We start from the raw sequence: 21,224 nt of genomic DNA, 5'->3' as shown, positions 1-21,224 counted from the left end.
AACTCCTCGTCGGTGCACGCTCTGTCAGGGCCGCCCCGGAGGTTATCGCGTATGGTTACCAATGGGTAGGGGTGTGCCCCGTTGCACCGTTCCAGTATCGCCCATGCCGGGCGACCTGCATTCCATCGCGATCACCCAAGCGCCCGCTTGGTATTTCGCCGGGGTCGCCTACGATGGGCGGTCATGCGGGTCCATGTCGTCAGCGACGTCCACGGGCGCACCGACGCCCTCGCCGGGGCCGGGGAGGGCGCGGACGCGCTGATCTGCCTCGGCGACCTGATCCTGTTCATCGACTACGACGACCACGCGCAGGGCATCTTCCCCGACCTGTTCGGGGCCGGGAACGCCGAGCGGTTCATCGGGCTGCGCACCGAGGGCCGGTTCGACGAGGCCCGGGACTTCTCCGCGCGGCTGTGGGCCGGCCTCGGCGGCGACCCCCGCGAGCACATCGAGCGGGCCGTCCGCGAGCAGTACGCCGAGATCTTCGCGGCGATGCCCGCGCCCGCCTACCTCACCTACGGCAACGTGGACGTGCCGGCGTTGTGGGGCGAGCACCTGCGCGAGGGGCACCGCGTGCTCGACGGGGAGACCGTGGAGATCGGCGGGCTGACCTTCGGCTTCGTCGGCGGCGGGCTGCGCACGCGCTACCGCACGCCCAACGAGATCGACGACGAGGCCTACGCCGCCAAGGTCGCCGCCGTCGGCCAGGTGGACGTCCTGTGCTGCCACATCCCGCCGGCCGTGCCCGACCTGCTGTACGACGTGGTCGCGCGGCGTTTCGAGCGTGGCAGCGAGGCGGTGCTGGAGGCGATCAGGGAGACTCAGCCGAGGTACGTCCTGTTCGGGCACGTGCACCAGCCGCTGGCCTCGCGCGTGCGCATCGGCCGTACCGAATGCGTGAACGTGGGGCATTTCCGCGGGCGTGGCCGTCCCTACGCGCTGGAGTGGTAAAGGGTACGGTTTTCCTGGCAGCACCGATCCGCGCCGTTCCGAACCGATCGACCGATCCGAACCGGTACTCCCCGGTCCGCCGGTCCATCGCGGCCCCGGCGGGACCGGTGGGGATCGCAACGTGGGGAGCAGGCTGCTCGTGGCGGATCGCACCACCTCCAGAATCGTGATCGACGCGCCCGCCGCCGAGATCATGTCCGTGATCGCCGACTTCCCGGCCTATCCCGAGTGGGCCGGCCAGGTGCGCGGCGTGCGGGTCGTCGAGGAGGGGCCGGACGGCCGCGCCTCGAAGGTGCGGTTCGCGCTCGACGCGGGCGTGATCAAGGACGAGTACACCCTCGGCTACGACTGGGGCGAGGACCAGGTGTCCTGGCACGTCGTCGAGGGGGGCGCGGTGGTGTCCGAGCTCAACGGCAGCTACCGCCTGGCCCCGTCCGGCGGCGCCACCGAGGTCACGTACGAGCTGGCCGTGGACATCCGGATCCCGATGATCGGCATGATCAAGCGCAAGGCGGAAAAGGTCATCATCGACACGGCGCTCAAGGGGCTGAAGAAACGCGTCGAGAACCGATGAATCCATGAGAGTTCTGCTGTTCACCGGCAAGGGCGGCGTCGGCAAGACGACCGCCGCCGCGGCGACCGCCACGCTGGCGGCCCGGCGCGGCCACAAGACGCTGGTCGTCTCCACCGACACCGCGCACTCGCTGTCGGACGCCTTCGACGTGCCCCCGTCCGCCGAGCCCGCCGAGATCGCGCCCGGCCTGTTCCTGCAGCAGGTGGACACGCAGAAGGCGGTCGAGCGCTCCTGGGGCGACCTGCGGGGGTACGCCCTGGGCGTGCTCGCCGAGCTGGGCCTGGACGAGATCACCTCCGAGGAGATCACGGTCCTGCCCGGCGCCGAGGAGGTCATGGCGCTGCTGGAGCTGCGCGAGCAGGCCCGCACCGGCCGCTGGGACGTGATCGTGGTGGACTGCGCGCCCACCGCCGAGACCCTGCGCCTGCTGGCCCTGCCCGAGGCGCTCGACTGGCACGTGAACCGGCTGCTGCCGATCGGGCGGCGGGTCGTGCGCGCGTTCGGGCCGGTCCTGCGGCGCGTCGCCGGGGTGTCCATGCCCGAGGACGAGGTGATCTCCGCCGGGGAGCGGTTCCACCGGGGCCTGATGGACGTCCGCGCGCTGCTCGCCGGGGACGACGCGTCCGTGCGGCTCGTGCTCACGCCGGAGTCCGTCGTCGTCGCCGAGGCCCGCCGTACGCTCACGTCCCTGTCCCTGTACGGCTACCGCGTGGACGGCGTGATCGCGAACCGGGTCTTCCCGGCCGAGGGGGCCGACGAGTGGCGCCGGGCCTGGGTGGACGCGCAGGCGGCGCGCATGGCCGAGGTGGAGCACTCGTTCGCGCCGCTGCCCATCTACACCGTGCCCTACCTGCCGGCCGAGCCCGTGGGCGCGGAGCAGCTCGCGGCGGTGGGGGAGCGGCTGTACGGCGACGCGGACCCGTTCGCCCCGCCCGAGGCCGAGCCGCCGCTGCGGGTCGTCCCGGCGGGCGAGGACTACGAGCTGCTGCTGGACCTGCCGTTCGCCTCGCGCGAGGAGGTGGACCTGGCGCGCAAGGCCGACGAGCTGATCGTGACCGCGCGGTCGTACCGCCGGGTGCTCGCGCTGCCCGGCGTGCTCGCGCGGCGGACGGTGGGGGCGGCCTCGCTCAGGGACGGGACGCTGCGGGTACGGTTCGAGACAGGCGGGCCCGCCGCGGACTGAGCACCGCGCGGCGTGGCCGGCGCGCACCGAGACGGCACGTAACGGAGACGCCGGGACGGCGATCATCAGTGACAGGGAGGCGGCCATGGGCGAGCACGGATCCGGCGGCACGGCGGGCGGGGACCGGGCCCACACCGGGAACGGTCACGGCGACGTGTGGGGCGAGGCCGTCCGCGACGCGCTGACCGACCAGACCTACGCCGCCACCGGCCCCGGCGCCGAGCCCGGGGGCGCCGACCCGGTCGTCCCCGGCAGCCTGGACGACGCGGGCTCGCCGGAGCGCGGCGGGTGGTCCAGGGAGGCGGAGGCGGACGTGTGGGGCGCGGCCGTACGCGACGCCGGCTCCGGCGCGGACGAGGAGAGGTCCGTCCCGACCGGGCCCACGCCCGACGAGAACGTGGCCGCGGGCTCCTCGCGGTCCTCCCAGGGCGCGTCCGACCGCGCGTCGGCGATCGGCGAGGGGCTCGGGTCGGCGGCCGAGGAGGCGATGCGCCTGGTGGACGCCCTCCAGCGGCGGCTCGGCCGGGAGTTCGGCAAGGGCGTGGTCCGCGGCGGGCTCAGCGGCCTGGGCGGCGGCCTCGGGGGTCTCGGCGGCGGCCTGGGCGAGGCGGCCCGCGCGGCGGCGCGCGGCGGCCGCGACCGGCCCGGCGACCGGCACGGTGACCGGCCCGGCGACCGCGCCAGGGACGTGTGGGGCGAGGCGGTCAGGGAGCCGCACGGCGAGGAGTACGTCTGCCGGGCCTGCCCGGTCTGCCGCGCCATCGCCGCCGGCCGCGAGGCGGGCCCGGACGTCGCGTCGCACCTGATGGCGGCGGGCGGCGAGCTGTTCGCGGCGTTCCGGGACGCGTTCGAGGCCTACCAGAAGCCCGCGCGGCAGCGCCGGGACCAGGGTGTGGAGCACATCGACCTGGGCTGACGTTACGCCATCGCCAGCCTGGGGAGGATTTTCGCGGGCCGTGCGGCGCGCGCGGAGTTGAGGAGTGGCAGTGGGCCTGACGATCGGTGTGGACGTCGGCGGCACGAAGGTCGCCGGTGGGGTGGTCGACGAGGACGGCCATATGGTCGACAACCTCAAGCTGCCCACGCCGTCCAACAACGTGGAACAGATCTCCGACACGATCGCGACCGTGGTCCAGCGGCTCGGCGAGCGCCATCGGGTGGAGGCGGTCGGCATCGGCGCGGCGGGGTTCGTGGACGAGACCCGCTCGGTGGTGAGGTTCGCGCCCAACCTCGCCTGGCGCGAGGAGCCGCTGCGCAAGAAGGTGCAGGACCGCATCGACCTGCCGGTGGTCGTCGAGAACGACGCGAACGCGATGGCCTGGGGCGAGGCCCGGTTCGGCGCGGGGCGCGGGCAGAGCCACCTGGTGTGCCTGACGGTCGGCACCGGGATCGGCGGCGGCATCGTGCTCGACGGCCGGCTCTACCGGGGCCGCTGGGGCATGGGCGCCGAGATGGGGCACCTGACCGTCGTGCCGGGCGGGCGGCTGTGCGGCTGCGGCAACCGGGGCTGCTGGGAGCAGTACGCCAGCGGCAACGCGCTCGTGGAGAACACGCGCGAGCTGATGCGCGCCGAGCCGCTGCGCGCGGACCGGCTGCTGGAGCTGGGCGACGGCACGCCGGAGGGCGTGACCGGGCCGGAGATCACCTCGGCGGCGCTGGAGGGCGACGTGCTCGCCCTGGAGGCGTTCCGGATCCTGGGCGACTGGCTGGGGCAGGGGCTGGCCGACATCGCGGCGATGCTCGACCCGGCCTGCTTCGTGATCGGCGGCGGGGTGAGCGAGGCCGGCGAGCTGCTGCTGGAACCGGCCAGGAAGACCTTCTCCGAGTCGCTGACCGCGCGCTCCCACCGGCCGCTCGCCGAGATCCGGGTGGCCGAGCTGGGCGCGGAGGCCGGCGTGATCGGGGCGGCCGACCTCGCCCGTCAGCGTTGACCCTGATCAGGATCGCCTCCTACAACGTCCGCGGCCTGCGGGACGACCGCTCCGCGCTGCTCCGGGTGATCCGGGGCCTGGGCGCCGACGTGCTCTGCCTCCAGGAGGTCCCGCGGCTGGCGTTCTGGCGGCGGCGGCGCGCCCTGCTGGCGGAGTCGGCCGGGCTGCGGCCTGCCGCGGGCGTGCGCGTGGGCGGGGTGGCCGTCGCCGTCTCGCCGCGTGTGCGGGTGCTGGCGGACGCCTCGGCCCCGCTGCGCGGGTTCGCCCGGCTGGAACGGCGGGCGCTGGCGCTGGCGGCCGTCGAGGTGGACGGGGAGCGGCTGGTGGTGGGCTCGGTCCACCTCGACCTGCACGGCGGGGCGCGGCTGGCGCACGCCGCCGAGATCGCCGGGCGGGTCGCGGCGCTCCGGCGCGCGCACGGGGCGCGGGCCGTACTCGCCGGGGACCTCAACGAGGGGCCGGACGGGCCGGTGTGGAGGTATCTGGGCCGGGGGTACGCCGACGCGGGGGCGGCGTGCGGGAACCTCACGTTCCCGGCGCGGGGGCCGCGCGCGCGGATCGACGGGATCCTCGTGGGGGAGGGCCTGCGGGTGGTGTCGTGCGGGGTCGCGCGGGCCGATCCCGGGGACCTGCGGGCGGCGTCGGACCACCTCCCGGTGGTGGCCGAGGTCGAACCGGATCAGGGGTCCGCGCCCTCCGGGCCGGAGATACCCGTACGATTCTCGCATTAGGACTTCCTCGCGCACGCGGCCGGAGAATCTCGCAGGCTAGGACGTGCGCCGGCGCCGGTGAGCGGCGCCACGACCATCGGAGACGGGGGGGCGGACCGGGTTGGGACGCGGGCGGAGTGTTGCGGCGGGGCTGGCGGCGGCCGCCCTGCTCTGCGTCGCGTCCGCCCCCGCCGAGGCCGTACACCGGCCCGACGGGTCCGGCCGGTCTCCCGGGCGGGCCGCCGCCCAGCCCGTCGCCCAGCCTGCCTCTCACCCCGTCGCTCGGCCCGTCGCCCAGCCCCGTGACCAGGCCGCACGGCCGGAGGGCGGGGCCGGGGCGCCGGGGCGGGCGCGAGCCGTACGGCCGAGTGAGCCGGCGCTCGCGGAGGCGTGGCGCAGCTCGTCCACCGGGCAGCTCCGGGCGGACGCGTCGCTGTCGGACGTGGTCGCCGTCGGCGGGCAGGACGTGTGGGCGGTCGGGCACCAGGCCGTGTGGGACGTCTGGCAGACCCGCGCGGTGATCGCGCACTGGAACGGCCAGAGCTGGACCTCCGTCCCCATCCGCAACGACGCGATCGGGGCCGACCACCTGCGCGCGGTCGCCGCCGCGTCCCGCGAGGAGCTGTGGGCGATCGGCGAGGGCCACGACCGCCAGCCGTACATCGTCCACGGCGACGGCGCGACCTGGGACCGGGTCAACGTGCCCGGCCTGCTCGACGGGTCCTGGCTCGCCGGGGTGGACGCGGTGCCCGGGCGCGTGTTCACCGTGGGCACACGCGACGGCGAGACGCTGATCGCCGGATACGACGGGCGCGAGTGGACGTTCTCCCCCAAGAAGACGCCGGGCGCGCTGTACGGCGTCACGCTGACCGGCCGCGACCACGCCTGGGCGGTCGGGGACACCGGGGCCGAGCCGCTGATCATGCGCTGGAACGGCACGAAGTGGAAGACCGTGGACGCGCCGGACGTGCCCGGCGGGTTCCTGCGCGACGTGTACGCCGAGGGGGAGAAGCGCGCCTGGGCGATCGGCGGCGTCTACGAGGGCGGCCGCATCCGCCCCCTCGTGCTCCGCTGGGACGGCAAGCGCTGGAGCAAGGTCACCATCCCGACCGCGCGCGCGGAGCTGTACTCCCTCACCGGTGACGGCGACGGGCACCTGTGGATCTCCGGGTTCGACCCGGACCGCCCGGAGACCGCCTACTTCCTCCGCTTCGACGGGAAGAAGTGGAAGGCGGTCCACACGAGCCCGGCCCCGTCGGGCTCCCTGGTCCGCGTCCAGTCCGTCAGCCAGGTCCCCGGCCACGACGCCGCCTGGGCCGTCGGCCACTCCGTGGACCCCGCGGACCGCTACACGGACCTGGTCACCCGCTTCACCCCGCCCGCCTGAACGCGCCTGAACCCCGGCCCGAACCCTCGCCGGCCCCACGCCTGGGAACGGCCCCAGAGCCTTCCCGCGCGCGCGGCAGGGCTCCGGCGCGTCGCAGTGCCCCGGCCCCGGGCCGTACGGGACGGGCGGGACGCTGGGGGCGGTCGGGACGACGGCGGATGAGGGCGGCCGGAGGACGGCGTGGTCAGACGGCGTGGTCAGGCGGCGTGGTCAGACGACGGCGCCGTCGTCCCAGCCGGAGTCGCGCGGGGGGTCGTCGCCCATGCGGACGACGAGGGTGACGAAACCGCCGATCAGCGCGCCCACCGCGCAGAAGGCGGCCCAGTTGGGGATGTCCCAGCCGAACATCGTGAAGATCAGCAGGTAGGCGGGGCCGCCGAAGAGCGCCAGCCACGCCACCTTGCTGATCACGTCGAGCTTGGGCAGCGGCGGCGGGGGCGGCGGCTCGTAGTGGCCCTCGTCGTCGCCTTCGGCGCGCGCCGGGGCCTCGCCGGGCACACCGGGCACGCCGGGGGCACCGGGCGCCTCGTCCGCGCTCTTGACGACGCGGCGGGTCGGCTCGGCGGGGACGTTCTCCCGCTCCGGCCACGGCTGATCGCCGTCCGCCGGCTCGTCGAAGGACGCGACGATCTGCCGGAAGACCTCGTCCTCGTCTCGCTGTGGGTCGCGCTGGCTCGTCACTCTGGGCTCGTCACTTTAAGCTTCTCGCTCTCGTCCACCCCTACTCTGCAAGGGTACCGACGCATTCGTGCGGATGAACTCCAAGCTCTGGGCGAAAATGACCGGCGCCTCGTTGTCCAGCGTCGCCACGTGATAACTGTCGGTCAGCTCGCGCACGTCCAGATTCCCCCCGGTCATCCGTTCTCGCAGCAGGCGCACGCTGTTCGGCCCGACCACGTGGTCCTGCGGGCTGTGGAACACCAGCACCGGCTGCTTCACCTGCCCAAGACCGGCGACCGTACGCGCCCAGAGCTTGGGGAGTGTGGCGGCGGCCCGGACCGGCGTGCGGTCGTAGGCGAGCTCCTCCGCGCCCGGCTTCTTGATGTCGTTCGCGACCCCCGGCACGGACGGGATCACCCACTTGAGCAGCGGCGCGACCTTCAGCAGCGGGTGGTCGGGGTAGAGCGAGGGGTTCACCGCGACGACGCCGCGCACCTGCTCTCCGCGCTGTTCGGCGAGCCGCAGCGCCATGCAGCCGCCCAGCGACAAACCCATCACGAACACGTCGGCGCTGCGCGCGTGGAGCTCCTCGAAGGCGCGGTCCAGTTCGGCGTACCAGTCCTCCCAGCGGGTGCGCGCCATCTCCCGCCACGTGGTGCCGTGGCCGGGCAGGCGCGGCAAGGCAACCGTCAGCCCCTCCGCGGCCAGGTATTCTCCCCATGGGCGTAAGGACTGCGGTGTTCCCGTGAAACCGTGGCACAGCAGGACCGCGACCGGACCGCCCTCGTGGTGGTACGGCTCGGCGCCGGGCATCACCGGCATCGGATGCCTCCCCTCGGCTCGTTGGGGCACGGATCGCATCGTCGCACGGGCGATCCCGGCAATCCAGGTGTAGGTGTTGGCGGGCGAGGGTGCGAAGATGTTCGCACATATCGCGCTTTGATCCATGGAAGGGGTCGGGAGTGTTCTATTGGGTGGTGAAGGCCATTCTGAGCCCGATCCTCCACCTGGTGTTCCGTCCCTGGGCGGAAGGCGTGGAGAACGTTCCCCGCGAAGGTCCCGCCATCATCGCCGGGAACCACCTGTCCTTCTCCGACCACTTCTTCGGGCCGCTGCCGCTGCCGCGCAAGGTGTGGTTCATCGGCAAGGCGGAGTACTTCACCGGGCGCGGGATCAAGGGCCTCATCAGCAAGGGCTTCATGGGCGGCGTCGGCGTGATCCCGGTGGACCGCTCCGGCGGCCAGGCCGGCGAGCGCGCGATCAAGACGGGCCTGCGCGTCCTGCGCGAGGGCAAGCTGCTGGGCATCTACCCCGAGGGCACCCGCACCCCCGACGGCCGCCTCTACAAGGGCAAGACGGGCGTCGCCCGCCTCGTCCTGGAGGCCCGGGTCCCGGTCATCCCCATGGCCATGGTCGGCACCTACGAGCTGCAGCCCCCCGGCAAGCTCATGCCGAACTTCCGCGTCCGCCCGGGCGTGCGCTTCGGCAAGCCCCTGGACTTCTCCCGCTACTACGGCCTGGAGTCCGACCGGCTCGTCCTCCGCGCGGTCACCGACGAGATCATGTACGCCCTGATGGAGCTCTCCGGCCAGGAGTACGTCGACAAGTACGCCACCAAGGCCAAGATCGACATGATTCGCGCCGCCCGCGAGCAGGAGGCCCGCACCGGCGCCACCAAGGCCGAGGACCAGACCGCCGTCACCACCGACTGACGCCCCGCGCCGCCGTACGGCGAGAGCCCCGTCCCCCGGCCGGAAGACCGGAGGGCGGGGCTCTCGCCGTACGGCGGCCGCGTCAGGTCCAGAACTCGCGGGGAGCGTCCGGCGCGGGGCCCGGGCGGCCCGGGGTGAGGTGGGCTTCGAGGACCTGGACGGCGTGGGCCCAGCGGGTGGCCAGGTCCGTGGCGGAGCGGTCCGCCGAGGGGGCCGCCGGGTCGAGGCGGGGGAGGGCGCTCTCCAGGTCCCGCAGGATCTCGGCGGTCTCCTCATCGGCGGGCCACCAGTCCCGCAGGAACGCCCCCAGGCGGGTGACCAGGTCGGACAGGTGGCTCCGGCGTTCGGCGGGCGGGGCCGTCTCCAGGTCGTGCAGGCGGGCCAGCTCCTCGCGCAGCACCTCCCGCACCACCTCCGCCCCGACCGGGCGGCTGCCGGGCGGCATGGCCCGGCGCTTGGCCGCGGGCGCCTCGGCGGCGGCGCGGCGGGCGGGGAACGGCCCGGCGGCCGTGCCCGGGCCGCCGGCGAGCGGGGGGCTCTCCGGCGGGACGGAGAGGGACCGCGGGAGCGTCGCCCCGCCCGCGAAGGTCCCCGCGGTGAACGCGGCCGCCTCCGCCGCGAACCCGCGGGCTCCCGGCGCGGCGGGCGCGGGCATCTCCCAGCCCGAGGGGAGCTCCACCGGCTGGATCACCCGGTGCGGCGATCCCTCGGCGCCCGTGGCGCGCGAGTCCACCGCGACGAACGCCGTGAACCGGCACAGCACGCCGTACCGCAGCGACGTCGCCACGATCTCGTCGCGCAGCTCGTGCCGCCCCGTGGCGTACGCGTCCTCCAGGTCCCGCACGCGCGCCCGCGCCCAGAGCACGGCCGCCGCCGGATCGTCGGCGGCGCGCGCCTCGACCGGCCGCTCCCACGGCTCCCCGTCCGGGGTCACGGCCCGGACGGCGGGCGTGCCCCCGGCCGCCCCGCGCCAGCGCCCCCGGATCACCAGCGGCACCCCGGGGAACAGGTCGCGCCCGCCGGTGACCGTGCCCTCGACGACCTCGAACCCGCCGGCCGCGAGCTGGACGTCGGTCAGCGCGGGCGACCCGATCCGCCGGTGGATGTGCTCCATCGCCTCGTCCAGCCGCTCCTCCGACTCGACCAGCTCGCACCGGCCCCGCCCGAGCATCGCCAGCCGCCCGAGGAACCCCGCGTTCACCGCGCGGTCGATCCCCACCGTGTGCACACGCACCCCGGCCAGGGGGATCCGCCGCAGGATCTGGTCCTCGTTCGCCACCTGCCCGTCCGTGACGAGCACCAGCACCGCGTCACGCCCGCCGGAGCCCGGCGCGGCGCCGCCGGACAGCAGCGCGACGGCCCGCTCCAGCGGCGCGACCATCTCGGTGCCGCCCCGCGCCTCCAGCCGCGCCAGGTGCTCGACCGCCCGGAACCGGTTCCGGTCGCTCCCGGCCACCAGCCCGTCGTGGGCGGCCTCGACCTGGTGGTCGAACGCCAGCACCGCGAACCGGTCCCGCTCGGTGAGCGTGTCCACGATCCGGGCCGCCGCCCTCCGCGCCGCGACGATCTTCCACCCGGCCATGCTCCCCGACCGGTCCAGGACCAGCACCACGTCCCGCTCCCGCCCGGCCGTCTCGCCGGCGGGCGGCATGAGCGTCAGCGTGAACGTGCCCTCGCCGGGGCCGTCCGCGCGGTCGCCGCCCTCCCGCCCGCCGGCGTCCTCGGCGTCGGGGGTGAGGGTGAGCGTGGTCGCGCCGGGCGCGGCGCGCAGGCGCAGGACGAAGTCCCGGTCGAGGCGCTCGCCGGGCTGGAGGCTGATGGTGCGCTCGTCCCGCGCGACCACGTGGAGCGCCGACTCGATCCTGTCGTACGGCGGGCAGCCGGGGGCCAGCTCGGCGGTCAGCGACAGCCGTACCGGGTTGGGGAAGCCGGGCAGGAGGGTGGGCGGGGTCACCCGGGAGGCGTCGGGGACGGCGTCGGTGTCGGGCTCGACGCCCTGGCCTGACGGCGTGACGTCGATCGGGGCGCCGGGGACGTAGCGGGGGGCGACCACCAGGGGGAAGCGGAAGGTGGCCGCGCCGTCCTCGTAGGGGAGGGGCTGGGTCAGGGCCAGGCGGACGGTCACCCGCTCGCCGGGGGCGATGTTGCCGACGCGCATGGTGAAGACGTCGGGCCGGTCCTCCTCGGCGATGGCGGCGCGGTGCCCGGCGGCGATCGCGGCGTCGTACTCGGCCCGGGCCTCCGCCCGCTCCTTGAGGACGCCTTCCACGGTGTGGTCGGCCGCCTCCATGCGCATGGCCGTCACCGCCGCGCGGGCGGGGAGGGGGAAGACGTAGGTCGCCTCGAGCGGCTGGTCGAAGGGGTTGCGGAACCCCTGGGTCACGGTGACGGCCGCGGCCGGGCCGGTGATCACGGCGTGGACGTCCACGCTGTCCAGGGGCAGGTTGCCGCGCTCGGTGGCGAGGGCGCCGAGGCCGGCGTCCGGCAGGGGCGGGGTCTCGGGGAGCGGTGCGATGATCATGGGAGCAGTCCCCTCCGGGTGAGCTCGTCGATCAGGGGCAGGGCCGCCGCCGCGATGGCCCGCGCGTCCTCCTCGCCCGGCGCGCGCCCCGCCTCCAGCAGCAACGTCAGGCCGGGCGCCAGCCGTACGCCGTGGACCAGTCCCGGCGGCTCGGCCCAGAATGCCCGCTCCGGCCGGTCTTCATGCCGGGATTCCCGTCCGGGCAGGCGGCCGGGCGCCGGGCCGTCCTCGCCCGGTCCCGCGGGCGGGGAGGTGACGGACCCGTCGTCGCACCGTACGGATGACTCCGGGCGCGGCCCGCCGTACCGGGGGGAACGCGCGGCCGGGGCGGCGGGGGAGGGGCCTGACGGGGCGGGAGGCGGCGAAGCGAGTGGTGATGGGGTGCCCGGCGGCGGGGCGGGCGGTGCCGGGCTCGGCGGCGGGGCGTCGATGGGCGGGGCGTCGAGGGGCGGGGCGCCGGGGGACGGCGCGGGCGGCGTCCCCCGGCGGGCGCGCGCGGAGGAGGGCGGCGGGGCCGGGAGGCGGGCGGCGCGGGTGAGCGTCGCGTCGGTGGCGCCGGCCAGCCGGGCCTGGATGGCGGTGAGGGACAGGCCCTCGGCCTGGAGGCGTTTGATCGCCACCAACTGGAGGAGGTGGCGGGGGCCGTACAGCGCGACGCGGCCCCGGCGGGCGGGCGGGTCCAGGAGACCGGTGGAGGTGTACCACCGGATGAGCCGTTCGTTCGGGAGGTCGCGGACGCGGCGGTTGTCGATGGAGGGGGCGTCGTCGGAGGTGAGCGCGGCCACGGCCCGCTCGGCGAGCTCCCCGATCGTCCACTCCATACGTTGACAGTGTCACCATGACGGTGACACTGTCAACGTTTTGCCGGTCTCGTGGCCGCGCGGACCGGCGGACGCGGAAGGGCCCGGCACGGCGAGCCGTGCCGGGCCCTCGGCCGTCCTCGCGGGACGTCAGGCGCGCGGCGCCGTGCGGGGGGCCAGGGAGTCCGGCCACTGGCGGCCCGGGTGGGTGGCGCCGCAGTGCGGGCACGTGCGGTCGCCGTCGTAGAAGCCCTGGAAGACCGGGGGCAGGTCGTCCACGATCGAGGTGAGCTGGACCTCGGCGCGGTGCACCAGGTGGTGGCACTCCACGCAGTACCACTCGAACGCGTCCTTGTGCCCGTCCGGCCGGGCGAACTCCACGACCAGCCCGATCGAGCCGGGCTCGGGGCGCTGGGGGGAGTGGCGCACGTGCGGCGGGAGCAGGAAGACGTCGCCCTCGTTGATCTGCACGTCCACCGGAGGCTTGCCCTCCTCCTCCATCACGCGCAGCACCATGTTGCCCTTGAGCTGGTAGAAGAACTCCTCGATCGGGTCGTCGTGGAAGTCGGTGCGCTGGTTGGGGCCGCCCACGATGGTGACCATCAGGTCGGCGTCCTTCCAGACCTGCACGTTGCCGACCGGCGGCTTCAGCAGGTCCCGGTGCTCCTCGATCCAGCGCTCGAAGTTGAACGGCTGTCCGAACGACAGCGTGGGCAGCGCCATGTCAGGCCTCCAAGGGGGGTCGGTCCGCCGGTGCGTGGGCGATGGCCTTGATCTCCACGCGCAGGTGCGGGTGGGGGAGTTGGTGGACGGCCACGGTGGTCCGCGCCGGGCCGTCCTCGTCGAAGAACTCGGCGTAGACCTCGTTGTAGCCGCCGAAGTCGTTCATGTCGACGAGGAACGCGGTGATCTCCACGACGTCGGCCAGCGAGGACCCGGCCGCGCGCAGGATGTCGTCGATGTTGCGGATCACCGCGCGCGTCTGCGCCCGGATGTCGAGCCGCGTGGTGCCCAGCTCGTCCACCTCGACGCCCTCGAAGGAGTTGTCCGGCCGCCGCGAGCTCGTCCCGGACACGAACAGGAAGTCGCCGGCCCGCCGCACGTGCGGGAACCGGCCCCGGGGCACGGCCTTGCCCGCCACGAGCAGCCCCCGGTCCGATCCCGTACGGCCGCCGCCGGGGGCCGTGCTCACGACGCCTCCACGCTGAACTCGACCGCGCCGAGGCGGGCGACCTCGGCGCGCACGTGGACGCCGGGGCGCAGCGCCTCGGCCGCCGTCGCCGCGCCCGCGAGCACGACCCAGCCCGGCTCCAGCGCCAGGCCCGCGTCCCGCGTCAGCCGTACGGCGCCGGCCAGGGCGCGGCGCGGGTCCCCGAGGATCGCGGCCGTGGACCCGACCTGGACCGGGACGCCGTCGAAGCTCATGACCACGCCCAGGTTCTCCAGCCCCTCGGGGACCGGCGACCACGGGCCGAGCACGAACCCGGACGACGAGGCGTTGTCGGCGATCACGCTCTCCAGCGAGAACCGGAAGTCCTCGTAGCGCGAGTCGATGATCTCCAGCGCCGGGGCCACCGCCTCGACGGACCCGCCCTCGCCGAGCAGGAAGGCCACCTCGGGCTCCACCCGCGGATGCACGTAGGCCGACAGGTCGATCGTCCCGCCGTCGGGCACCCGCATCGCGTCGGTCAGCCGCCCCCAGATCAGGTCGGACACGCCCATCTGCGCCATCTTCGCCCGGCTGGTGAAGCCCATCTTCACCCCCGCCAGGCGCTCCCCGCGCGCCTGCCGCAGCGCCAGCAGCTCCCGCTGCGCGGCGTACGCCGTGGACACGTCGAACGCCTGCTCCGGCTGCGGCACCGCCTTCGGCGTCCGGGCGGCCTCGTCCAGCCGCGCGGCCAGCTCCACCGGGTCGATCATGCTCACCTTCCCGCTCCGTCGCCGGCGGTCTCCCGGGCCTTCAGCAGGTCCAGCGCCACATCGACGATCATGTCCTCCTGGCCGCCCACCATCCGGCGGCGGCCCACCTCCACGAGGATCTCGCGCGTGTCCAGCCCGTACCGCTCGGCGGCGGCCTCGGCGTGCCGCAGGAAGCTGGAGTAGACCCCGGCGTACCCGAGCGTCAGCGTCTCCCTGTCCACCCGCACCGGCCGGTCCTGGAGCGGCCTGATCAGGTCGTCGGCCGCGTCCGTCAGCGCGAACAGGTCGCAGCCGTGCTCCCAGCCCATCCGGTCGGCGACCGCGATGAACACCTCGATCGGGCAGTTCCCCGCGCCCGCGCCCATCCCGGCCAGCGACGCGTCCACCCGGGTCGCGCCGCCCTCGACGGCCACCACGGAGTTCGCGACGCCCAGCCCGAGGTTGTGGTGCGCGTGGATGCCCGTCTGCGTCGCCGGGTCCAGCGCCTCGCGGAACGCCGCGAACCGCTCCCGCACGCCGTCCATGGTCAGCGCGCCGCCGGAGTCCGTGACGTACACGCAGTGCGCGCCGTACGACTCCATCAGCCTCGCCTGCCGCGCCAGCTCGTCCGGCGGGGCCATGTGGGACATCATCAGGAACCCGGCCACGTCCATGCCCAGCTCCCGCGCGGCCGCGATGTGCTGCGCGGAGATGTCCGCCTCCGTGCAGTGCGTGGCCACCCGGACCGACCGCACCCCGAGGTCGTACGCGCGCCGCAGGTCCTTGACGGTGCCGATGCCGGGCAGCAGCAGCGTCGTCAGCCTGGCCCGCCGTACGGCGTCCGCCACGGCCTCGATCCACTCCCAGTCGGTGTGGGCCCCGGCGCCGTAGTTGAAGCTGGACCCGGCCAGGCCGTCGCCGTGCGCGACCTCGATCGCGTCCACCCCGGCGGCGTCCAGCGCACGCGCGATCTCCCGCGCCTGCTCGACGGTGTACCGGTGGCGGATGGCGTGCATGCCGTCCCGGAGCGTCACGTCCTGGACGTACATCCGCCCCGGGGCCCCCGCGCCCGCCCGGCTGGCGTCACCCTCCCGGGTCGTCCCGCTCGTCCCGCTCGTCCCGGTCGCCCGGCCCGGCCCGCTCGTCTCGTTCATCGGGCGCTCATCCTCTCGGCGATGCGCTCGGCCGTGCGCAGGGCGGCCGAGGTCATGATGTCGAGGTTCCCGGCGTACGCGGGCAGGTAGTGGGCCGCCCCCTCCACCTCCAGGAACACGCTGACCTGCCAGGCCGCCTCCGGCACGCCGTCCCCGGAGCCGGGCACGGGCTCGCCGGGCGCCAGCCGGGTGAACTGCACGTCCTGCTTGAGGCGGTATCCGGGCACGTACGCCTGGACCGCCGCGACCATCTCGGCCACCGACGCCGCGATGGCCTCCCGGTCCGCCTCGCCGACCAGGCAGTACACCGTGTCCCGCATGATCAGCGGGGGCTCGGCGGGGTTGAGGACGATGATCGCCTTGCCCTCCCGCGCGCCGCCGACCCGCTCGATCGCGCGCGCCGTGGTCTCGGTGAACTCGTCGATGTTGGCGCGCGTGCCCGGGCCGGCCGACCGCGAGGCGATCGACGCCACGATCTCGGCGTAGTGCACCGGCGTGACCCGGGCGACCGCGGCCACGATCGGGATCGTCGCCTGCCCGCCGCAGGTCACCATGTTCACGTCCGGGGCGTCGAGGTGCGCGTCCAGGTTCACCGGCGGCACGACGTACGGCCCGGCCGCCGCCGGGGTCAGGTCCACGACCCGCCGCCCGTGCGCGGCGAGCACCTCGGCGTTGCGCCCGTGCGCGGCGGCCGACGTCGCGTCGAAGACGATCTCCACCCCGGCGAACTCCGGCAGCGCGACCAGGCCCTCCACGCCCTCGGCGGTCGTCGCCACGCCCATCCGCCGGGCCCGCGCGAGCCCGTCCGAGGCCGGGTCCACGCCCGCCATCGCGACGATCTCCAGCGTCTTCGACAGCTTGATCTTGAACATCAGGTCGGTGCCGATGTTCCCCGACCCGATCACCGCGACCCTGGTCCTCCCGGCGGATCCGGCACGGCCCGCGCCCGCCCGCCCGGCGGAGACCGGGGCGGTCACGCGAACACCGCCCGCACCGAGCCGAGCCCGGCGACGCGCGCCTCGAAGACGTCGCCCGCCTCGACCGGGACCACCGGGCCGAGCGCGCCGGTGAGCAGGATCTCCCCCTCGCGCAGCGGCTCGCCCGCCGCCGCCATCGTGTTGGCCAGCCACAGCGCGGCGTTCAGCGGGTGCCCCAGGCACGCGACGCCCGCGCCGACCGACGCCTCCCGGCCGTTGCGCGTCATGACCATCCCGGCCAGCCCCAGGTCCACGTCCTCCAGCCGCACCGGCCGGTTGCCCAGCACGAACAGGCCGCTGGAGGCGTTGTCGGCCACCGTGTCCACCAGGGTGATGTCCCAGTTCTCGACGCGGCTGTCCACGATCTCGATCGCCGGGAGCGCGAAGTCCGCCGCCCGGATGACGTCCGCGACCGTGCACGGCCCGTCCGGCAGGTCCCGGCCCAGCACGAGCGCCACCTCGGCCTCCGCGCGCGGCTGCAGCAGCGCGCCGGTCGGGATCGGCGCGCCGTCGGCGTACGCCATGTCGGCGAAGAGCGCGCCGAAGTCCGGCGTGTCCACCCCGAGCTGCGCCTGCACCGCCGGGTTCGTCAGCCCGATCTTGTGGCCGACCAGGCGGCGGCCCTCGGCGACCCCGTGCTCGACGGCGACCCGCTGGACGGCGTACGCCTCCTCGACCGTGCCGATCAGGTCGCGGACCGGGGCGCACGGGGTGCGCGTCCCGGCGGCCTCGCGCAGCCGCGCGGCGGCCTTCTCGATGCTCATGAGTCTCCCAGCTTGACGCAGACGGTGGTGGGCTCGGAGTAGAAGGCGAGGGAGTGCTCGCCGCCCTCGCGCCCGATCCCGGACAGCTTGACCCCGCCGAACGGCGTGCGCAGGTCGCGCAGGAACCAGCAATTCACCCAGACGATCCCGGCCTCCAGCGACGCCCCGACCCGGTGGGCCCGGTCCAGGTTCGAGGTCCAGACGGTCGCGGCCAGGCCGTACTCGCTGTCGTTGGCCAGCCGTACGGCCTCCTCTTCGGTGTCGAAGGGGGCGATGTGGCAGACGGGGCCGAAGACCTCCTCGCGGTTGAGCCGGGCGGCCGGCGGCAGGCCGGTGAAGACGGTCGGCTCGACGAAGTACCCGCCGTCGCGCTCGTCGCCGAACTCCGGGACCCCGCCGCCGGCCAGCGTCGTCGCGCCCTCGCTCCGGGCCAGCTCGTAGTAGGAGAGCACCTTGTCCCGATGGCCCGCCGAGATCATCGGCATCATCGTGACGCCCTTCCGGTCCGTCTCGCCCGCCCGGGCGTACGGCAGGGCGGCGGCGCGCTCGGCCAGCCGCGCGGCGAACTCCTCGAAGACCGGACGCTCGACGTACAGCCGCTCGGTGCACAGGCAGACCTGGCCGCCGTTGGTGAACACCGAGCGGACCGCGCCCTCCACCGCCTGGTCCAGGTCCGCGTCGGCGAAGACCAGCCCGGCGTTCTTGCCGCCCAGCTCGAAGCTCACCGGCTTCACCCGCCGCGCCGCGCTCCGCATGATCGCGGTCCCGGTACGGCTCTCGCCGGTGAAGGTGATCGCGTCCACGCCGGGGTGCTCGGTGAGGTACTGGCCGGCGGAGCCCGGGCCGAAGCCGTGGACCACGTTGAACACGCCGTCGGGCAGGCCGACGTCCCGCATGATCTCGGCGAGCAGCGTGACCGAGGAGGGCGTCTCCTCCGACGGCTTGACGATCACGGTGTTTCCGCAGGCCAGCGCGGGCGCGATCTTCCAGGTGGCGAGGAGGAACGGCAGGTTCCACGGCACGATGATCGCGACGACGCCGAGGGGCTTGCGCAGCGTGTAGTTCAGCGCGCGCTCGCCCGCGGCGGTCACGGTCTCGAAGACCTGCCCCGGCTGGTTGGCCGCCAGTTCGGCGAACGTGCGGAAGTTGGCGGCCCCGCGCGGGACGTCCAGCTCGCGGGCCTGGGACACGGGCTTGCCGGTGTCCCCGACCTCGGCCGCGACCAGGTCGTCGAAGCGGCGCTCCAGCTCGTCGGCGACGCGCCGCAGCAGGCCCGCGCGCTCGGCGGCGGGCGTCCGGGCCCATCCGGGGGCGGCCCGGCGGGCGGCCTCGACCGCGCGGTCCACGGTCCCGGCATCGGCCTCGTGGACCCCGCCGGTCCTGAGCCCGGTCAGCGGATCGTGGTTGGCGAACGTCGGCCCGGCCGCCACGAACTCGCCGCCGATGAAATGGGGAAGATCTGGCATATGGCCGGTATAGCCGTGAGCGCTCTCAACCGGCAAAATCCGTTCCATGTCACGGAACGAGATCTCGGTCATCGGCAAGGCGTGGCTCGTGGTCGAGGCCTTCCGCCCGACCGGCGGGCCCTGCCGCCTGACGGACCTGGTGCGCCGCTCCGGCCTGCCGAAGACCACCGTGCACCGGCTGACCGGCGAACTCGTCGAGGCCGGCGTCATCGAGCGCGGCGAGGACGGCTTCCACCTGGGCCGCAAGCTCTTCGAGCTGGGCTCGATGGTGCCGGTGCAGCGTGACCTGCGCGAGACGGCCCTGCCCCACATGCACGACCTGTTCGAGGCCACCCACGAGACCATCCACCTGGGCGTCCGCGACGGGCTCGACGTGGTCTACGTCGAGAAGATCCGGGCCCACACGGCCATCGACCTCCCGTCCCGGATCGGCGGCCGCCTCCCGCTGTCCGCCACGGGCGTCGGCAAGGCCCTGCTCGCCTTCTCCCCGCAGGAGGTCATGGACGAGGTGCTGTCCCGCCCGCTGCGCCGCCTGTCCCCCCACTCGATCACCGACCCCCGGCGGTTCGCCGAGGTCATCGGGCAGATCCAGGCCTCCGGCCTGGCCTACGACCAGGAGGAGGCCCAGCCCGGCGTGAGCTGCATCGCCGCGCCGGTCCTGGTCAGCGGCCTGGCGGTGGCCGCGCTGTCGGTGGCCGTCCCCACGTCCCGCTTCACCCCGGCGCGGCTGGCCCCCGCGGTCAAGACCGCGGCCCTCGGGCTGTCCCGATCCCTGACCCGCCCCCGCCCGTGATCGTTCCGCCCGGCGGAACACCGCGCCGCCGTACGGCGTGAGCGAGCCGCCGCAGGCCGTATCGCGTGAGCGGGGCCTCGCCCGCCGTACGGCGTGAGCGGGGTCCGGCCGGGTCAGGTGAGCCTGGCCCAGCCCCGGGCCCTCGTGACCGCCTCGCGCCACCGGGGGTACGCCTTCGGGTCCGGGGGGCCCGGCTCGAAGCGGCGGTCCAGGGTCCAGGTCTGGCGGAGGTCGTCCGGGCTGGTCCACAGGCCGGTGCCGAGGCCGGCCAGGAAGGCGGCGCCCAGGGCGGTGGTCTCCTGCACGACCGGCCGGTCCACGGGGACGCCGAGCTGGTCGGCCTGCATCGCCATGAGGAGGTCGTTGGCGGAGGCGCCGCCGTCGGCCTTGAGCGCGGGCACCGCGAGCCCGGCCTCCCCGGTCATCACCTCGACCACGTCGCGGACCTCGAACGCGATGGCCTCCAGCGCGGCGCGGACCAGGTGGGCGTAGGTCGTGCCGCGGGTGATGCCGAGGATCGTGCCTCGGGCGTCGGGGTCCCAGTGCGGCGCGCCCAGCCCGGTCAGCGCGGGGACGAAGACGACGCCGCCCGTGTCGGGGACCGAGGAGGCGATCGCCTGGGACGCGGGCGCGGCGTCGATGATGCCGAGGCCGTCGCGCAGCCACTGGAGCGCGGCGCCGGTGACGAAGATCGAGCCCTCCAGCGCGTACGTCAGCTCGCCCGACGGGGTCTGCCACGCGACGGTCGTGAGCAGCCCGGCGTTCGACCGGACCAGCTTGGGGCCGGTGTTGATGAGGACGAACGAGCCCGTGCCGTACGTGCACTTGACGTCGCCGGGGGAGAAGCAGGTCTGGCCGAACAGCGCCGCCTGCTGGTCCCCGGCGATCCCCGCGATGGGCAGGTCCAGGCCGAGGAACGCGTCCGGGTCGGTGCGGCCGACCTCGCCGTACGACGGCACGACCTCGGGCAGCGCCCCGGCGGGGACGCCGAACAGCTCGCACATCTCCGCCGACCACTCGCCCCGCGCCAGGTCGAACAGCAGCGTGCGGGAGGCGTTGGTCGCGTCGGTGACGTGGCGGGCGCCGCCGGTGAGCCGCGCGACCAGGTAGGCGTCCACGGTCCCGGCGACCACCCGCCCCTGGCGCACGCCCTCCCAGGCGCGCTCGTCGTTCTCGGCGAGCCAGGTGAGCTTGGTCCCGGTGAAGTAGGGGTCGAGGCGGAGGCCGGTCACCTCGGACACGCGCTCCTCGGCGCCCGCCTCGCGCAGCCGGTCGCAGACGCCGGACGTGCGGCGGTCCTGCCAGACGATCGCCGGGCGGGGCGCGGCGAGGGTGCGGCGGTCCCACAGGACGGCGGTCTCGCGCTGGTTGGTGATGCCGACCGCCGTGGGGGTCTCCGCCGTCCCGTCGAGGGCGTGGCGGCACGCCGCGAGGGTGGCCTGCCAGATCTCCTCGGGGACGTGCTCGACCCAGCCCGGCCTCGGGAAGTGCTGGGGGAACTCGCGATAGCCCCGCGAGGCGACCCGCCCGTCCTCGGTCACGACCAGGGCGGTGACGCCCGTCGTCCCGGCGTCGATCGCCAGTACGCCCATCCCCGCACTCCTTTCCCGAAAAGCATCTATTGACTGATTTTTCCGCAGTTAACCGGAAATTCTGCCTCGTTTCCCACGGATGATCACGCACCGCGATTCGGCCCGCGCATTCACGCGGGGACACTTTCCAGATGGTCTAGACCAATGGCT

At 74.7% G+C, this 21,224-nt stretch carries 21 protein-coding genes; 9 read left to right on the top strand and 12 right to left on the bottom strand.

The features are described from left to right. Positions 1 to 183: 183 nt before the first annotated feature. The 7 genes from D5H75_RS20485 to D5H75_RS20460 all read left to right on the top strand — a co-directional run bounded on the left by D5H75_RS20485 (position 184) and on the right by D5H75_RS20460 (position 6,736). Positions 184 to 951: a metallophosphoesterase family protein gene (locus D5H75_RS20485; protein ID WP_119928095.1), complete on the top strand. Its 768-nt coding sequence runs from the start codon at positions 184 to 186 to the stop codon at positions 949 to 951. Between the two features lie 121 nt (positions 952 to 1,072). Then, the gene (locus D5H75_RS20480; RefSeq protein WP_479688595.1) at positions 1,073 to 1,525 is read left to right on the top strand and encodes an SRPBCC family protein; all 453 of its coding nucleotides are present in this window, start codon (positions 1,073 to 1,075) and stop codon (positions 1,523 to 1,525) included. Between the two features lie 4 nt (positions 1,526 to 1,529). Then, the gene (locus D5H75_RS20475) at positions 1,530 to 2,708 is read left to right on the top strand and encodes an ArsA family ATPase (protein WP_119928094.1); all 1,179 of its coding nucleotides are present in this window, start codon (positions 1,530 to 1,532) and stop codon (positions 2,706 to 2,708) included. Between the two features lie 85 nt (positions 2,709 to 2,793). Further along, complete coding sequence (locus tag D5H75_RS41765; protein WP_202638331.1) at positions 2,794 to 3,624, top strand: DUF5304 family protein; 831 nt, start codon at positions 2,794 to 2,796, stop codon at positions 3,622 to 3,624. 70 nt (positions 3,625 to 3,694) lie between these two features. Beyond that, positions 3,695 to 4,639: an ROK family glucokinase gene (locus D5H75_RS20470; RefSeq protein WP_119928093.1), complete on the top strand. Its 945-nt coding sequence runs from the start codon at positions 3,695 to 3,697 to the stop codon at positions 4,637 to 4,639. Further along, positions 4,636 to 5,370 carry an endonuclease/exonuclease/phosphatase family protein gene (locus D5H75_RS20465; protein WP_119928092.1) on the top strand — a complete coding sequence of 245 codons (735 nt, stop codon included), beginning with the start codon at positions 4,636 to 4,638 and terminating at the stop codon, positions 5,368 to 5,370. Before D5H75_RS20470 ends, D5H75_RS20465 begins: the two co-directional genes overlap by 4 nt. Before the next feature lie 100 nt (positions 5,371 to 5,470). Continuing rightward, on the top strand, positions 5,471 to 6,736 hold the full coding sequence (locus D5H75_RS20460) for a WD40/YVTN/BNR-like repeat-containing protein (RefSeq protein ID WP_119928091.1): 1,266 nt from the start codon (positions 5,471 to 5,473) through the stop codon (positions 6,734 to 6,736). Between the two features lie 210 nt (positions 6,737 to 6,946). Here the strand turns inward: D5H75_RS20460 and D5H75_RS20455 are convergent, their stop codons facing one another. Next, on the bottom strand, positions 6,947 to 7,417 hold the full coding sequence (locus D5H75_RS20455; RefSeq protein ID WP_119928090.1) for a hypothetical protein: 471 nt from the start codon (positions 7,415 to 7,417) through the stop codon (positions 6,947 to 6,949). A gap of 15 nt (positions 7,418 to 7,432) precedes the next feature. After that, the gene (locus D5H75_RS20450) at positions 7,433 to 8,218 is read right to left on the bottom strand and encodes an alpha/beta hydrolase (protein ID WP_119928089.1); all 786 of its coding nucleotides are present in this window, start codon (positions 8,216 to 8,218) and stop codon (positions 7,433 to 7,435) included. A gap of 155 nt (positions 8,219 to 8,373) precedes the next feature. Here D5H75_RS20450 and D5H75_RS20445 point away from each other — a divergent pair, with 155 nt between their 5' ends. Further along, positions 8,374 to 9,108 carry a lysophospholipid acyltransferase family protein gene (locus D5H75_RS20445; RefSeq protein WP_422674041.1) on the top strand — a complete coding sequence of 245 codons (735 nt, stop codon included), beginning with the start codon at positions 8,374 to 8,376 and terminating at the stop codon, positions 9,106 to 9,108. A gap of 82 nt (positions 9,109 to 9,190) precedes the next feature. Here D5H75_RS20445 and D5H75_RS44190 read toward each other — a convergent pair whose 3' ends face one another. From D5H75_RS44190 to D5H75_RS20400, 9 genes are all read right to left on the bottom strand, one after another. Continuing rightward, a complete protein-coding gene (locus D5H75_RS44190; protein ID WP_119928087.1) occupies positions 9,191 to 11,629 on the bottom strand; it encodes a VIT domain-containing protein in 2,439 nt (812 codons plus the stop codon). Beyond that, positions 11,626 to 12,450: a MerR family transcriptional regulator gene (locus D5H75_RS43280; protein ID WP_242454385.1), complete on the bottom strand. Its 825-nt coding sequence runs from the start codon at positions 12,448 to 12,450 to the stop codon at positions 11,626 to 11,628. The genes D5H75_RS44190 and D5H75_RS43280 overlap by 4 nt, the downstream gene beginning before the upstream one ends. Positions 12,451 to 12,579: 129 nt before the next feature. After that, positions 12,580 to 13,152 (bottom strand): 3-hydroxyanthranilate 3,4-dioxygenase, encoded by a 573-nt coding sequence (locus D5H75_RS20430; RefSeq protein ID WP_119928086.1) that lies wholly within the window; start codon positions 13,150 to 13,152, stop codon positions 12,580 to 12,582. Between the two features lies 1 nt (position 13,153). Next, complete coding sequence (locus D5H75_RS20425; RefSeq protein ID WP_119928085.1) at positions 13,154 to 13,621, bottom strand: RidA family protein; 468 nt, start codon at positions 13,619 to 13,621, stop codon at positions 13,154 to 13,156. Then, entirely contained in the window at positions 13,618 to 14,349 is a 732-nt protein-coding gene (locus D5H75_RS20420; protein ID WP_119928084.1) for a 2-keto-4-pentenoate hydratase, read from the bottom strand. Before D5H75_RS20420 ends, D5H75_RS20425 begins: the two co-directional genes overlap by 4 nt. A gap of 2 nt (positions 14,350 to 14,351) precedes the next feature. Beyond that, a complete protein-coding gene (gene dmpG, locus D5H75_RS20415; RefSeq protein WP_242454384.1) occupies positions 14,352 to 15,482 on the bottom strand; it encodes a 4-hydroxy-2-oxovalerate aldolase in 1,131 nt (376 codons plus the stop codon). Next, positions 15,479 to 16,459: an acetaldehyde dehydrogenase (acetylating) gene (locus tag D5H75_RS20410; protein ID WP_119928083.1), complete on the bottom strand. Its 981-nt coding sequence runs from the start codon at positions 16,457 to 16,459 to the stop codon at positions 15,479 to 15,481. The genes dmpG and D5H75_RS20410 overlap by 4 nt, the downstream gene beginning before the upstream one ends. Continuing rightward, positions 16,456 to 17,223, bottom strand: a complete 768-nt coding sequence (locus D5H75_RS20405; protein ID WP_119928082.1) for a 2-keto-4-pentenoate hydratase — start codon at positions 17,221 to 17,223, stop codon at positions 16,456 to 16,458. Before D5H75_RS20405 ends, D5H75_RS20410 begins: the two co-directional genes overlap by 4 nt. Next, a complete protein-coding gene (locus D5H75_RS20400; protein WP_119928081.1) occupies positions 17,220 to 18,689 on the bottom strand; it encodes a 2-hydroxymuconic semialdehyde dehydrogenase in 1,470 nt (489 codons plus the stop codon). Before D5H75_RS20400 ends, D5H75_RS20405 begins: the two co-directional genes overlap by 4 nt. A 46-nt stretch (positions 18,690 to 18,735) precedes the next feature. Here D5H75_RS20400 and D5H75_RS20395 point away from each other — a divergent pair, with 46 nt between their 5' ends. Further along, positions 18,736 to 19,482, top strand: coding sequence for an IclR family transcriptional regulator (locus D5H75_RS20395; protein ID WP_119928080.1), 747 nt, complete (start codon positions 18,736 to 18,738; stop codon positions 19,480 to 19,482). A 113-nt stretch (positions 19,483 to 19,595) separates the two neighbouring features. Here D5H75_RS20395 and glpK read toward each other — a convergent pair whose 3' ends face one another. Beyond that, positions 19,596 to 21,074, bottom strand: a complete 1,479-nt coding sequence (gene glpK / locus D5H75_RS20390) for a glycerol kinase GlpK (RefSeq protein WP_119928079.1) — start codon at positions 21,072 to 21,074, stop codon at positions 19,596 to 19,598. Positions 21,075 to 21,224 lie beyond the last annotated feature (150 nt).

The sequence above is a fragment of the Bailinhaonella thermotolerans genome (genome assembly GCF_003594875.1).
Taxonomy (GTDB): Bacteria; Actinomycetota; Actinomycetes; order Streptosporangiales; family Streptosporangiaceae; genus Bailinhaonella; species Bailinhaonella thermotolerans.
Note: the sequence above shows the minus strand (reverse complement) of the source record. Positions and strands in the feature narration are given on the sequence as shown.